Source organism: Caldicellulosiruptor bescii DSM 6725, from assembly GCF_000022325.1.
GTDB lineage: Bacteria > Bacillota > Thermoanaerobacteria > Caldicellulosiruptorales > Caldicellulosiruptoraceae > Caldicellulosiruptor > Caldicellulosiruptor bescii.
The window spans coordinates 1,370,999-1,385,644 of record NC_012034.1; the positions used below are offsets into that span (position 1 = coordinate 1,370,999).

Sequence of the window (14,646 nt, forward strand, 5' to 3'; positions counted from 1 at the left end):
ACAATTAAAGATATATTTTTAGCTCTTCACTAATTGGCTGCTAAATATTATAATATAACTTAAATGTGGAGGTGAACAAATTAAATTGAAGATTGCCTTTTATACACTTGGATGTAAGGTCAATCAGTATGAAACCCAGGCAGTAGCTGAACTTTTTAAAGAAAGCGGGTTTGAGATTGTCGACTTTGACAGCAAAGCAGACGTGTACGTGATAAATACCTGTACAGTTACCAACATAAGCGATAGAAAATCACGACAGGCAATAAAAAAGGCTAAAAAACTTTCTCCGCAAAGTATCGTAGTTGTAATGGGATGTTACCCGCAAGTGTATCCCCAAGAGGTTGAAAAGATAGAAGATGTAGATATCATAATTGGAACAAAAGATAGACAAAAGATTGTTGATTATGTTAGACAATATTTGGAGGACAAAAAGAAAATTGTAGCAATAAATGAAGATTATAAAAGAGAAGCATTTGAAGAGCTTAAGATATCAGAATTTAATGAGCGTAGCCGTGCTTTCATAAAGATAGAAGAAGGTTGTGACCAGTTTTGTTCTTATTGTATAATCCCGTATGCAAGGGGAGCAGTTAGAAGCAGAAGTTTAAAAAGTATAGAAGAAGAGGTTATAAGGCTTGTTCAGAAGGGATACAAAGAATTTGTTATTACAGGAATTAACATCTCATCTTATGGGAAGGATTTGGATGAGAAGGTTACACTTATAGATGTTATTGAGAGGGTAAATAAGATTGAAGGTGTTAAAAGAATCAGACTGAGTTCATTAGAACCGGTTATAATGAATGGTGAATTTATAGAGAGGTTACTTAGTTTTGACAAACTGTGCCATCATTTGCATCTTTCCCTTCAAAGTGGCAGTGATAAAATATTGAAACTTATGAACAGACATTACACTACAGCACAGTATCAAAGTATAGTAGATAGAATAAGAGAAAAATGGGATGATGTAGCATTTACTACTGATATTATAGTGGGTTTTCCGGGCGAAACAGAAGAAGATTTTAACGCTACTTTAGATTTTGTTCAGAAAATAGGTTTTTCAAGAATTCACGTGTTCAGGTTTTCTCCAAAGAAGGGTACTAAAGCATATGAGATGCCAAACCAAGTAGATAGCAAAGAAAAAGAAAGACGAAGCAAGATAATGAAAGAAGTGGCAGCAAGCCTTTCATATCAATTTCATAGTAAGTTTGTTGGGAAGACGTTAGAAGTTTTGATTGAACAGGATTCTGATTTTGACGGATATTATGAAGGGTATTCAGGAAATTATATCCGTACTCTAATAAGGAAAAGTCATATGATAGTACATGGGGAAATTTACAAAGTTAAGATTACACAGGCTTATAGACAATATGTTAAAGGAGAAATAATTCAATAAAAAATACAAAAAGGTGGTGTGTAGGATTGAACACTGACATAGCAAATTTAAAAAACCAATGCATAGAAGAACTATCAAGAATCAAAAGTTTACAGGAACTTGAAGATTTTCAGGTCAAATATTTAGGTAAAAAAGGCATTTTGAAAAGTAAGTTAAAAGAACTATCAAAACTTGAACCAGCAATTCGTGCTCAAGTGGGAAAAGAATTAAATAGTCTGAGAGAGTACCTTGAGGAAAGCATTGCTATCCAGCGAAAAAGGTTTTTAGAGGAAGAGAAGCAAAAGAGGATACAAAGTGAACGCATTGATGTTACTATACCTGGCAAAAGAGTGGAAATAGGAGCCATTCATATTCTTTCTCAGGTTCAAAATGAAATAGCAGAAATCTTTTTAAATATGGGGTATGAAATTGCGGAGGGACCAGAAGTAGAGCTTGATTATTATAACTTTGAAGCACTTAATATCCCAGCTGACCATCCTGCACGAGATACACAAGATACTTTTTATATTTCTGAAGACGTACTTTTGAGAACGCATACCTCCCCTGTTCAAATCAGGGTTATGAAAAGTAAAAAGCCTCCAATTAAAATAATTTCTCCTGGAAGGGTGTACAGGTCGGACGAGGTAGATAGCACACACTCTCCTATTTTTCATCAAATAGAAGGACTATTTGTTGACAAAGGTGTTACAATGGCTGATTTAAAAGGGACACTTGAAGTGTTTGCAAAGAGATTTTTTGGTGAACAGACCAAGGTTAGGTTCAGACCACATCATTTTCCGTTTACTGAACCTTCGGCCGAGGTTGATATTTCATGTATCTTCTGTGGTGGGAAAGGATGTAGAACATGTAAGGGTGAAGGTTGGATAGAAATACTTGGTGCAGGAATGGTTCACAGAAAGGTTCTTTTGAACTGTGGGATTGATCCAGATATATATACTGGTTTTGCATTTGGTATGGGTGTTGAAAGAATAGCACTTTTGAGATATGAGATTGAGGATATTAGGCTCTTTTACGAAAATGATTTGAGATTTTTGAAACAATTCAGATAAAACTTTATACAGAAGGAGTGAAGAATATTGAAGGTTTCATTAGAATGGTTGAAAAGTTATGTTGATATAGATTGTTCGGTAGATGAGCTTGTTGATAAACTTACTATGAGCGGAACAAAGGTTGAGGGATATGAGAAGAGACTTGAGAATATTAAAAATGTTGTAGTGGGTAAGATTTTAGAAATTTCTTTGCACCCTCATAACCAGAATCTTTTTGTTTGTAAAGTAGATATAAAAGATAAAATACTTACAATAATAACTGCAGCAAAGAATGTAAAAGAAGGTTTATATGTTCCTGTAGCAAAACCAGGTGCTGTCTTAGAAAATGGTAAAACAATTGATGTTCTTGAGTTCAAGGGAATATTATCGGAAGGAATGTTATGTTCGCTGGAAGAGCTTGGACTTACCCGCGGAGAGTTTCCATATGCTGATGAGAATGGTATATTTATACTTGAAGGTATGGATGACAGCATGATAGGGAATGACATAAAGATTGCACTTGGAATAGATGATGTGATAATTGATTTTGAGATAACCTCAAACAGGCCCGACTGTTTGAGCATTGTGGGTATTGCAAGAGAGATAGCTGCTATTTTAAACAAACCTCTGAAGTTTCCAAATGTAAGTTTCAAAGAGACAGATGAATTGATAAAAAATTATATAGATAATATTGAAATTCAGGATAAAAAGATTTGCAGAAGGTATATCGGAAGAGTTATAAAAAACATAAAGATTGAACAGTCACCTCTGTGGCTAAGAAGAAGACTTGTGGCTTGCGGTATAAGACCAATAAATAATATTGTCGATGTGACAAATTATGTAATGCTCGAGATGGGTCAGCCTCTTCATGCGTTTGACCTCAACAAGATTTGTGGCAGAAATGTTTTTGTAAGACTTGCAAGTGATGGTGAAAAGATTATAACTCTTGATGGTGTAGAGAGGGTTTTGCGGTCATCTGACATTGTTATTGCAGATGAAAACAGAGCCATAGCAGTTGCAGGTGTGATGGGAGGATTAGATACTGAAGTTGATGAGAGTACAAAAGTTGTACTTTTAGAGTCTGCAACTTTTAATCCCGCAATGGTAAGAAGGACAGCACGATATTTAGGGCTTAGAACAGAGGCTTCAAACAGGTTTGAAAAAGGTTTGAGCCCATACTTTGCAGAACTCGCAATTCAAAGAGCGTGCGCTTTGATTGAACAAATTGGAGCAGGCGAGATTGTAAAAGGAGCTGTAGATACCTATGTTGACCCATGGCAGCAAGTAGAAGTAAAAGCTGATTTTTCATATATAGAAAAACTTCTTGGTCTTAGAATTGAAAAAGATGAAGTGGTGAATATTCTTAGCAGACTTGAAATAAAATATGACGAAGTAAAAGATGTATTTATAGCACCACCTTTTAGGACTGACATTGAAGATATGGCTGACATTTCTGAAGAAGTTATAAGAATATATGGATATGATAAACTACCTTCAAGGGTTTTCATGGGAAGTGCTATTTCGTCTGGTCTCACCCAAAAGCAAAAAATAGTAAACAATATAAAAATTTTTCTTGCCAACAGTGGTTATTATGAAATTTATTCATATTCATTTGAATCGCCAAAAGTTTATGAGATTTTAAAAGGGTATAACTTGGATGATGCTGTCAAGATTTTAAATCCACTCGGTGAAGATTTTTCTATCATGCGAATGCAGCTTATGTCTTCTGTATTAAAAACAGTTTATCTCAATATATCCCGAAATATAAAAGACGTAAAAGTATTTGAGCTATCTACAGTATTTAAAAAATCTAATAAAAAACTTCCGCATGAAAAACTTGTTTTAGCAATAGGAAGTTCGGCTCAGGATTTTTATTCTTTAAAGGGTGTACTTGAAAATCTTTTTGACATGCTTAGAATAAAAGATGTTAAGTTTTCATCGCAACATCAAAATTCAAATTTGCATCCTACACGTTCAGCAAAGATTTATACCGAGGAAAGTTTTCTCATAGGCTACATTGGAGAAGTCCATCCGGATATATTAGAAAGATTTGACATACCTGTAAGAGTTGTATATGCAGAACTTTTTATAGATGAGCTGCTTGAGGCTGAGAAGGAAGAAAAGAGGTATGTTCAACTTCCGAAATATCCAGCTATTGAGAGAGACTATGCATTTGTTGTACCAGATGATGTAGAAAGCAGGGTTATTGAAGAAATTTTCAAAAAATATAGCTCTGACATTTTAGAAGAGTTTCGTCTGTTTGATGTTTACAAGGGACAACAAATAAAGCAAGGTTTCAAAAGCTATGCCTATAGAGCAGTTTTCAGGTCAAAATTAAAAACACTTTCAGATAGTGATATTAACCAGATTCAAGAGAAGATTTTAGATGAGCTTAAAAACTACAATATAAGTTTGCGGGAGTAGAAAGATATGGAATGGCTAAAAGAATTAAATGATCAGCAAAAAGAGGCGGTTCTTTCAACAGAAGGGCCGCTTTTAGTATTGGCTGGTGCAGGTTCAGGGAAAACTCGTGTCATAACATATAGAATAGCATATATATTGAATATGGGATTAGCAAATCCGGCTAATATCCTTGCAATTACGTTTACAAACAAAGCTGCTGATGAGATGAAAGAAAGAATAAAAAGGCTTGTTAGCACCCAATCATTTTCAGAGATGTGGGTGTCTACTTTTCATGCTGCGTGTGCAAGGATTTTGAGAATGGAAGCTCATAATATAGGGTTTTCAAACAACTTTGTAATATTTGATGCACAGGATAGAAACCAGCTTTTGAAAGAGTGTTTTGACAAGCTAAACATCGACACAGAGAGGCTTGATATCAGATATGTATCAAGGCAGATTAGCAATTTCAAAAATCAGTTAATTGGGCCTTCTGATGTATACAGATACGGTAATGTTGATGGTCGTGTTGTTGAAGTATATAAACTTTATAATAAACTTCTGAAAGAATACAATGCGTTTGACTTTGATGACCTTTTGTATTACACTGTAGTTCTTTTTGAAACAAACCCTGATATTTTAGAGAAATATCAAAACAAGTTTAAATATATCTTGGTAGATGAGTACCAGGACACTAATCGCGCTCAGTTTTATTTTATTTATTTACTTTCACAGAAACACAGAAATGTCTGTGTTGTCGGTGATGACGACCAAAGTATATACAGTTTCAGAGGAGCAAATATAAAAAATATTTTGGAATTTGAAAAGGTGTTTAGCGATGCCAAGGTGATAAAATTAGAAAAAAACTACAGGTCTACAAAGATAATACTATCAGCTGCAAATGAGGTTATAAAAAACAACAATTACAGAAAATTTAAAAAATTGTGGACAGATAACATTGATGGCGAAAAGATTTTTCTGTACTCAGCTTTTGACGAAGTAAATGAAGCGGAGTTTGTTGCATCGAGTGTGAAAAATCTTATTGAAAGCGGGATTTCCCCCTCAGAAATAGGAGTGCTCTACCGAACAAATGCTCAATCTGTAAACTTTGAGAATGCACTTTCAGCTTATTCTGTACCCTATAAAGTTGTAGGTGCTTTGCGATTTTATGAAAGAAAAGAAATAAAAGATATAATTGCTTATTTGAGACTTATCACAAATCCGCATGACGATTTGAGTCTATTTAGGATTATCAATGTTCCCAGAAGAGGAATTGGGAACAGTACTTTAGAGAAAATAAAAGTTTTGAGTGAAGAGTATGGCGTTTCAGCGTATACAGTTTTACTCGAGCGAGCAAAGATTGATTTTGACAAGAAGATATATGAAAAGCTGAATAGGTTCACTTTGTTAATAGAAGATTTAAAAGCTGAGGCAGAAAATTTGTCTGTAACTCAGACCATTAAACTTGTGCTTGACAAGACAGGGTATTTAGAAAGTTTGCTCAGTAGCAAAAGTGAAGAGGAGTTTCAAAGAGCTAAAAATATTGAACAGCTTATAAGCACTGCAGCTATTTTTGAAGAAGAAAATGAAGAGCCAACCTTGCAAAATTTTTTGAACTCTATTACTTTGAGTTCTGAAGATGAAGATACTCAAAAAGAAGAGAAAGTTTCACTTATGACAGTTCATGCTGCAAAAGGATTGGAATTTGAAGTTGTCTTTCTCACAGGACTTGAAGAAGGATTGTTTCCACTTGTTAGGGCAGAAGAACCCATTGATGCTGAAAAGGAACTTGAAGAAGAAAGAAGACTGTGTTATGTTGCAATTACCAGAGCAAAAAAGCTTCTTGTTCTGACATATGCTAACAATCGAAGAGTATTTGGCAAGTTTTCTTCACGACAAAGGTCTTGTTTTATTGAAGAGATTCCGCAGAAGTACATTCAGGTTGTTCACAATCCTATTACTAAAATTCAAGGGAATTTTGCCGTCAAAAATGGTAAGGAAGAAAATATATCAAGTAGCAATCTGCATGTGGGGAGCAAGGTTAAGCATGGCAAGTTTGGAGTTGGGAAGGTTATTTGGCTTTCAGACGATATGAAAGAGGTAGTAGTAGAGTTTGAAGAGATTGGTCAGAAGAGGTTGCTTCTGTCATATGCAAATCTCAAGAGGATTGGTTGATGGAAAGATGAAAGAGGTTGTGTTAGAGATTTTAAAGAATAAGGCGCTTGAGGTTGGTGTTGTCAGCTGGTTTGTTGCACAGTTTTTAAAGATTGTGATAGCATTTATCATGACACGAAAAGTTAATCTTAAATGGTTTATAAGCTCTGGAGGAATGCCAAGTTCTCATTCAGCGTTTGCATGTGGGCTTTCAACTGCTGTAGGACTTATAGATGGATTTAGTTCAACCAATTTTGCTATTTCATTAACATTCACTTTAATTGTAATGTACGATGCAGCAGGAGTAAGAAGAGAGGCTGGGAAACAGGCACAGACTTTAAATGAAATAATTGAGATGTATCTTTCACCACATTACAAGCCTCAATATAAACTAAAAGAGCTCATAGGTCACAAACCTACAGAAGTCTTTGCAGGAGCTATAGTTGGAATATTAATTGCCACAATAATGATTTGAAGCAAAACAAAAGCTGTGATATAATAATATTCTGAAAACTGAATAATCCAAGAATGTTAAATGGGATAGGGTGATGCAGTATCCTAGTCAGAGTGGCTGCTTTCGAAGGCGGGCCTAAAAATCCGCCAAAGGGCACACCGATGAAGTTCCTGGTTCCGGCTTCTGACGCCCAGTCAGGGGTTGGAGCTGGGAGTAAGGGTTAAGGGAGTCCTGCAATGGCATGCAGGATGCAACCCTTTTCCCGTGGAGGCTAACGCACAAAAAGAAAGAAGCTTTTTGTGCGTTAGTAAAACCTACTGCCAGGTGCGTCCTTTTAAAAAAGGATGTGCTTGGGGTAGTGTAGCCTGCCTTGAGCGGAATAGACGGATGGCCGAATTTCCGGCCTTCCTAAAAATAGGGCCCGTTTTTAGGAAGGTCTTGGGGCCTGAAATCTATTTCGCAAAAGAGGCTAGAAAGCATGCCCTCTGTCGAGGAAAGCTCCTAGGCTGTGCCAAGTATTTGGCTTTACGAAGGGGATTAAAGTGCGGACTAAGTGGCGATCTGGTTGTGTGTTGGGCAACCGCACACCCAAACTTTTAAAGGGAAACCGCCTCCTGGCGACGGGAGGTAAGTTTGGGGGAAATCCTACCAGACCTTAAGCCGCAAAATTTACCCTTCGTAAAATCACCCTATCCCAATAAATTTATGTATTTTTCAAATAGTATGTCTTAGGAGATGAAAAATGAAAAATAAGAAAAAAATTCAGAATAGAAAACGAGAATATTTCAAATGGACATTAAAATTGTTTATTTTATCGTTTTTATTGTCTGCTACTCTAAACTACATTTCAAGCTATGTATCAGAAAGATTACCTGTAATAATTTCATTTATACTTTTATTTTGCATAATTTTATTAGGGATAATCTTTGACATAATAGGGATTGCTACAACCGCAGCTGATGAGGTTCCTTTTCACGCGATGGCTGCAAAGAAAGTAAAAGGGGCAAAAGTGAGTGTATGGCTCATAAAAAATGCAAGCAAAGTGTCTTCTATTTGCAACGATGTTATAGGAGATATATGCGGAATATTGAGTGGAGCACTTTCTGCAAGTATTGTATTTTATATGGCAAAAAATAGCAAAGCCAATCCCATTCTTCTTTCTATACTTCTGACTGCAATAGTTGCTGCTATAACAATATCTGGCAAGTCAATCGGAAAATATTTTGCAATCCAAAAGAGCAATGAGATTGTAAAAATATGTGGAAAAGTACTTGGAATATTTTTAAAAATGTAACTTGGGAAGTGAGAGGTATTGGGTATATTAGAAAAAGTAAACTATCCTGAAGATATAAAAAGATTGAGTATATCTGAACTTTATGAACTTGCTGAAGAAATAAGAGAATTTCTGTTGTATAACATCGCCAATACAGGTGGACACTTGGCGGCAAATTTGGGAGTTGTTGAGCTAACTCTTGCTCTGTTAAAAGTATTTGATCCACCAAAAGATAAAATTGTGTGGGATGTAGGACATCAATGTTATGTTTATAAGATTTTGACAGGACGAAAGCAAAAATTTAACACTTTAAGGAAATTTGGTGGTTTGAGCGGTTTTCCAAAATCAAAAGAAAGCATTTATGACTCGTTTGATACTGGACACAGTTCTACTTCTATTTCTGTTGCATTGGGATTTGCAGTTGCACGTGATCTTAAAAACGAAGACTACGATGTGATTGCGGTAATAGGAGATGGAGCTTTAACTGGAGGACTTGCATATGAAGGGCTCAATAATGCAGGCAGATATAATGGTAAACTTCTTGTTATTTTGAATGACAATGACATGTCAATCTCCAAAAATGTTGGTGCGATTGCAAAATATCTATCAAAGGTACGAACAAAACCACGTTATTTTAAATTGAAAAAGGCTGCTGATAGTTTGGTAGAAGGAATTCCGATTGTTGGTAAAAACTTAAGCAAGTTTGTGAGAAAAGTAAAAGGAAGTTTAAAATATTTTTTCTTTCCTGGGACTTTGTTTGAAGCTCTTGGATTTGAATATTATGGACCTATTGACGGTCATGATATAGAAAGACTTTGTGAGGTATTCAAAAGTGTTAAAGATTTTGAAAGACCTGTTTTGGTTCATGTTGTTACACAAAAAGGTAAAGGATATGAACATGCTGAAAGATTTCCAGAAAAATTCCATGGTGTTCCACCATTTGACATAGAAACAGGAAATCACTTATCTGACAATACTTCAAAGACATTTTCTGAGGTTTTAGGTGATAAGCTTTGCGAGCTTGCCAAGCGCAATCCAAAGATATTAGCAATTACCGCTGCAATGCCAGATGGTACTGGTCTTAGCAGGTTTGCAAAGATGTATCCTCAAAGGTTTTTTGACGTTGGAATAGCAGAGGAACATGCGGTCACTTTTGCAGGTGCTCTTGCTAAAGAGGGATTTAAACCATTTGTGGCTATATATTCAACCTTCCTGCAAAGAGCTTTTGACCAGATTATTCATGATGTGTGTCTTCAAAATTTGAATGTGGTCTTCTGTGTAGACCGAGCAGGTCTTGTAGGCGAGGATGGAGAAACACACCATGGAAGTTTTGATATATCGTATTTGAGCCTAATTCCAAACTTGACATTGATGGTGCCAAAGGATACAAAAGAATTTGAAATGATGTTGGAATTTGCAGCTTTCTACCAGGACGGCCCTATTGCAATAAGGTATCCACGCGGGAGCTGTAAGCAAGTTGGTCTTTACGATGAAATTAAACTTTCTGAACCAGAGATATTAAAAGAAGGAGTGAATCTGGCTATATTTTCTATTGGAAGACATGTTTCAATGTTGTATGATATTATTAGCAAAAACAAGTTGGATGCAACACTGGTAAATGTAAGATTTATAAAACCTTTGAATACCAAGATTATAAAAAGAATAGTAAATACACATAAAAAGATTTTAATTGTAGAGGACAACAGTATTATCGGTGGACTTGGTGAAAAAATAAAAAGTATTATAGCTGAAGAAAAATCAGTAGAGATTAAGCACATAGCTATACCTGATAGATTTATTCCTCATGGTTCAATTTTTCAGCTTTATTCTATGCTCGGGATGGATAGAGAAAACTTAACAAAAATTGTTATGGAGCTGATAGAGAGTTGAAAAAGAGGGCTGATTTACTTCTTGTTGAAAAAGGTCTAGTAGAATCACGTGAAAAGGCAAGAGCGTTAATTTTGAGTGGTAACGTATATGTGAATAATCAAAAAATAGAAAAAGCAGGGGAAATGATAGATGAAAGGAGCCAGATAATAATTAAAGAGCCACTAAAATATGTCAGTAGAGGCGGTCTTAAACTTGAAAAGGCTTTAGATTTTTTTAAAATTTCGGTTGAAGGCAAAATAGCCCTTGACATTGGTGCTTCAACAGGAGGGTTTACAGACTGTTTGCTCCAACATGGCGCTAAAAAGGTTTACTGTGTTGATGTTGGATATGGTCAGCTTGCATGGAAGTTAAGAGAGGACCCGAGAGTAGTAAATTTTGAAAAGACTAATTTTAGGTACTTTGACAGAAAAAGTATTCAGGATAAAATTGATATTATAGTATGCGATGTCTCCTTTATTTCTTTGAACCTAATTGCAGAGAAGGTAAAAGAGTTCATGGAGAACAGCACAGAAGGTATTTTACTAATAAAACCCCAGTTTGAAGCAGGAAGAAAGGAGGTTGGAAAAAGAGGAGTTGTAAAGTCTAAGGAAACTCATAAAAGTGTGATCAAAAAGGTAATTGATCACTATTTTTCTCTCGGAATCTCAATCAAGGGTTTGACATATTCGCCAATCACAGGGCCAGAGGGGAATATAGAGTATCTTCTCTATATTAAAATGGAAGATGAGACCGAAAATAACATAGTTGACATTACGATAGAAGAAATTGTCAACCAAGCCTTTGAAACATTTGGTCAGAAAAAGTAAAAATTTGGAGGTTATTTGTTATGAAATTAACAAAGATTAAGGAACTTTTAAATTGCAGGGTTTATTTCGAGCCTGAAGATCTATGTAACGAAGAATTTTTAAATGCATGTGGCTCTGACCTTATGAGTGACGTTTTGGCATTTGTAAAAGAAAAGGTGATTTTATTGACAGGTCTTGTAAATCCTCAAGTGGTAAGGACTGCAGAGATGATGGATATAAAAGCTGTGATAATTGTTCGAGGGAAACAACCATCTGAAGAAATGTTAAAACTTGCAAAAGAAAAGTGTATAGCTCTTCTTGGAACTGACTATCCAATGTTTCAAGCATGTGGAATACTTTATGAAAACGGACTTGGGAAAGAAAGGTGCTGCTGAGAAAGATGCTGCTTGAGCTGGAATTTGAGATTGAGCCAGGTAATTTTATATTAGCAGGGGAAGCTTCTTCTAAGATTAAGGAGACTCTAAAGAAACTTGGTGTAAAACCAGAGATACTTAAAAAAGTTGCAATTGTCTCTTATGAAGCAGAGATGAATATTGTTATACATTCTATTGGTGGGATTTTAAAAGCTGTAATTTCAAAAGATAAGATTGAAATAGTAGCTCAAGATGATGGACCTGGCATTGAAGATATTGAGCTTGCTATGAAAGAAGGATATTCCACCGCTCCAGAAGAGATAAGAAACTTGGGATTTGGAGCAGGTATGGGTCTTCCAAACATGAAGAAGTATTCAGATTATTTTGAGATTGAATCACAAAAAGGAAAAGGTACAAGGGTATATATGGTTATTTACAATAAATGACTATCTTTAATATTTAGGGAAGTGAATAATAAATGAAAAATTTACATTCTATAATGCTTGACAAAGAAAAATGTAAAGGATGTACAAACTGTATTAAAAGATGTCCAACTGAAGCCATTAGAGTTCGAAACTCAAAAGCAAGGATTATTGACCAAAGGTGCATAGACTGCGGAGAATGCATAAGGACATGCCCGTACCATGCGAAATATGCCATTACTGACAGTTTAGAGGAAATCAATAAATTTCAATATAAAGTTGCACTGCCAGCCCCTTCGTTTTACGCTCAGTTTGAGGTTGATGATGTGAATAAGCTTCTGTATGCTTTGCTTAACCTTGGGTTTGATGATATATTTGAGGTAGCAAAAGCAGCTGAGATAGTAACCCACTTTACAAAGCAGTTTATTCTTTCTGATAAAAACAAAAAACCAGTAATTTCCTCTGCATGCCCAGCAGTTGTAAGGCTTATTCAAACAAAATTTCCGGACTTAATCGAGAATATTCTGCCAATTGCTTCACCTATGGAAGTTGCTGCATATATTGCTAAGAAAAAGATACATAAAGAAAAAGGAATTGATGAAGACAAAATAGGCGCTTTTTTTATATCTCCATGTGCAGCAAAGATGACATATATAAATAATCCTCTTGGTTTTGAGCGTTCATACGTGGATGGAGTAATAGCGATAAAAGATATTTATGGACTTGTAAGAAGTAAGCTAAGAGAAATAAAAGTTATAAAGCCTCTTTCAATTACCTCAGGCAAAGGTATTGGATGGGCAGCATCAGGTGGCGAAAGCTTGGCGTTGGAAATTGAAGAGTATATAAACGTTGATGGTATTCACAACGTAGTTAAAGTTTTAGAAGAGATTGAAAATGGCAGGCTCAAAGACATCACATATTTTGAAGGTCTTGCTTGCACTGGTGGGTGTGTTGGAGGGCCTCTTGCAGTAGAAAATCCGTATGTTGCCAAAAATCGTATTAAAAGATTGTCTTCCAAATTAAAAGACAAAGAAGAGAGTCTTTCAGCGTGGACAGCGGAAATTATTAATAGTTTTTCTCTCAGGCTTGAGGATGTTCTTTTTGAAAAAGAGTTGGAGACAAATCCTGTGCTTGAACTTGACTCTGATATTGAAAGAGCTATAGAAAAGTTTGAAAAGGCAAATAATATCCTAAGTATACTTCCGGGTTTGGACTGTGGTGCTTGTGGTTCACCTACATGCAAAACTCTTGCCGAGGATATAGTGCGTGGTTTTGCCAATGATACAGATTGTATTTTTATTCTCAGAGAAAGCATAAAAGAGCTCGCAAACAAGATGGTTGAGCTTTCAAATAAACTACCACCATCACTTGAAAGGAATGATGAGTAGTGCCAAGCATTTTAGATTTATGCAGGTATTTTGAATTGGCAAATGGGACTGTAAAGGATGAACAGTATGAAAATGTATACATTGGAGATGTTTTAAGTTTTGCAATATCGCATATTAAGGACAATAGTATATGGATTACCATTCAAAACAATGTAAATGTGGTTGCTATAGCAACTCTCAGAGAAGTAAAAGCAATAATCTTGACAGAAGGAGTAAAGCCCGACGCTGATATGCTTCAAAAATCAATAGAGCAGCAAATTCCAATTTTTACAACAGAACTTTCACATTTTGAAACAGCAAGGTTGTTGATTCTTAAAGAAAAGGAAGATAAAAATGAAGCTTTATTATGACCTTCATATTCATTCGTTGCTTTCTCCGTGTGCAGATAATGATATGACACCACATAATATAATAAATATGGCAAAGTTAAAGGGATTAGATGTTATATCTGTTACAGACCATAACTCCACATTAAACCTTGAAAATTTTTTAGAAGTGGCAAGTTTACTTGACATTCTGTTTATACCTGGAATTGAGATTGAAACAGAAGAGGAGATTCATGTTCTGCTGTATTTTAAGCACAAAGATGTTTCAATTATCAGAGAATTTCAGGGCATTATTGACAAACATTTACCTTTTGTTAAGCTTAGAGAAGATATTTATGGTAATCAATACATTGTTGATACACAGGACAATATAATTGGAAGCTATGAAAAACTTCTTCTCCAACCACTTACTCTAAACTTAAAACAGGTTTATGAGGTTTCCAAATTCTACAACATGGTTTTTATACCTGCTCATATAGACAGACAATCTTTTGGTGTAATTGGAAGGCTTGGTTTTTTGCCTGAAGAGCTAACTAATTTGACCTTTTTAGAGTTATCTGGCACCAATGAAATAGAATTTACCAAGTTTCTCCCTCAAAACAAAGATTATATTTTTCTCCATTCCTCAGATGCCCATCATCTATGGGAGATAAATGAAAGGGAATTTTTTATTGAAAGTGATATACTGTATACAATATTTTTCAATTAAATTCTCCAAAATTTATACTTCATTTATAACCCGTTGTATGCTACAATATTAAC

At 35.3% G+C, this 14,646-nt stretch carries 13 protein-coding genes; all 13 read left to right on the forward strand.

Going from position 1 to position 14,646, the window contains the following annotated elements:
• Positions 1 to 85: 85 nt before the first annotated feature.
• The 13 genes from mtaB (at position 86) to ATHE_RS06470 (ending at position 14,593) form a co-directional block, all read left to right on the forward strand.
• Positions 86 to 1,390 (forward strand): tRNA (N(6)-L-threonylcarbamoyladenosine(37)-C(2))-methylthiotransferase MtaB, encoded by a 1,305-nt coding sequence (gene mtaB / locus ATHE_RS06405; RefSeq protein ID WP_015907765.1) that lies wholly within the window; start codon positions 86 to 88, stop codon positions 1,388 to 1,390.
• Positions 1,391 to 1,416: 26 nt separating this feature from the next.
• Positions 1,417 to 2,439 carry a phenylalanine--tRNA ligase subunit alpha gene (pheS, locus tag ATHE_RS06410; RefSeq protein ID WP_013430381.1) on the forward strand — a complete coding sequence of 341 codons (1,023 nt, stop codon included), beginning with the start codon at positions 1,417 to 1,419 and terminating at the stop codon, positions 2,437 to 2,439.
• Positions 2,440 to 2,466: 27 nt separating this feature from the next.
• Complete coding sequence (gene pheT / locus ATHE_RS06415; RefSeq protein WP_015907766.1) at positions 2,467 to 4,842, forward strand: phenylalanine--tRNA ligase subunit beta; 2,376 nt, start codon at positions 2,467 to 2,469, stop codon at positions 4,840 to 4,842.
• Positions 4,843 to 4,848: 6 nt separating this feature from the next.
• Positions 4,849 to 6,993: an ATP-dependent helicase gene (locus ATHE_RS06420; RefSeq protein WP_015907767.1), complete on the forward strand. Its 2,145-nt coding sequence runs from the start codon at positions 4,849 to 4,851 to the stop codon at positions 6,991 to 6,993.
• Complete coding sequence (locus tag ATHE_RS06425) at positions 6,968 to 7,447, forward strand: divergent PAP2 family protein (protein ID WP_015907768.1); 480 nt, start codon at positions 6,968 to 6,970, stop codon at positions 7,445 to 7,447. Before ATHE_RS06420 ends, ATHE_RS06425 begins: the two co-directional genes overlap by 26 nt.
• 721 nt (positions 7,448 to 8,168) lie before the next feature.
• The gene (locus ATHE_RS06435; protein ID WP_015907769.1) at positions 8,169 to 8,720 is read left to right on the forward strand and encodes a hypothetical protein; all 552 of its coding nucleotides are present in this window, start codon (positions 8,169 to 8,171) and stop codon (positions 8,718 to 8,720) included.
• An 18-nt stretch (positions 8,721 to 8,738) separates the two neighbouring features.
• Positions 8,739 to 10,589, forward strand: coding sequence for a 1-deoxy-D-xylulose-5-phosphate synthase (gene dxs, locus ATHE_RS06440; protein WP_015907770.1), 1,851 nt, complete (start codon positions 8,739 to 8,741; stop codon positions 10,587 to 10,589).
• Positions 10,586 to 11,395, forward strand: coding sequence for a TlyA family RNA methyltransferase (locus tag ATHE_RS06445; protein ID WP_015907771.1), 810 nt, complete (start codon positions 10,586 to 10,588; stop codon positions 11,393 to 11,395). The genes dxs and ATHE_RS06445 overlap by 4 nt, the downstream gene beginning before the upstream one ends.
• A 20-nt stretch (positions 11,396 to 11,415) precedes the next feature.
• Positions 11,416 to 11,769: a hypothetical protein gene (locus tag ATHE_RS06450; protein ID WP_013430374.1), complete on the forward strand. Its 354-nt coding sequence runs from the start codon at positions 11,416 to 11,418 to the stop codon at positions 11,767 to 11,769.
• Between the two features lie 5 nt (positions 11,770 to 11,774).
• Entirely contained in the window at positions 11,775 to 12,194 is a 420-nt protein-coding gene (locus tag ATHE_RS06455) for an ATP-binding protein (protein WP_015907772.1), read from the forward strand.
• A gap of 32 nt (positions 12,195 to 12,226) precedes the next feature.
• Positions 12,227 to 13,558, forward strand: a complete 1,332-nt coding sequence (locus ATHE_RS06460; protein ID WP_015907773.1) for a [Fe-Fe] hydrogenase large subunit C-terminal domain-containing protein — start codon at positions 12,227 to 12,229, stop codon at positions 13,556 to 13,558.
• Complete coding sequence (locus tag ATHE_RS06465) at positions 13,558 to 13,908, forward strand: DRTGG domain-containing protein (protein ID WP_015907774.1); 351 nt, start codon at positions 13,558 to 13,560, stop codon at positions 13,906 to 13,908. The genes ATHE_RS06460 and ATHE_RS06465 overlap by 1 nt, the downstream gene beginning before the upstream one ends.
• Positions 13,892 to 14,593 (forward strand): PHP domain-containing protein, encoded by a 702-nt coding sequence (locus tag ATHE_RS06470; RefSeq protein WP_013430370.1) that lies wholly within the window; start codon positions 13,892 to 13,894, stop codon positions 14,591 to 14,593. The genes ATHE_RS06465 and ATHE_RS06470 overlap by 17 nt, the downstream gene beginning before the upstream one ends.
• The last annotated feature ends 53 nt before the right edge of the window (positions 14,594 to 14,646 follow it).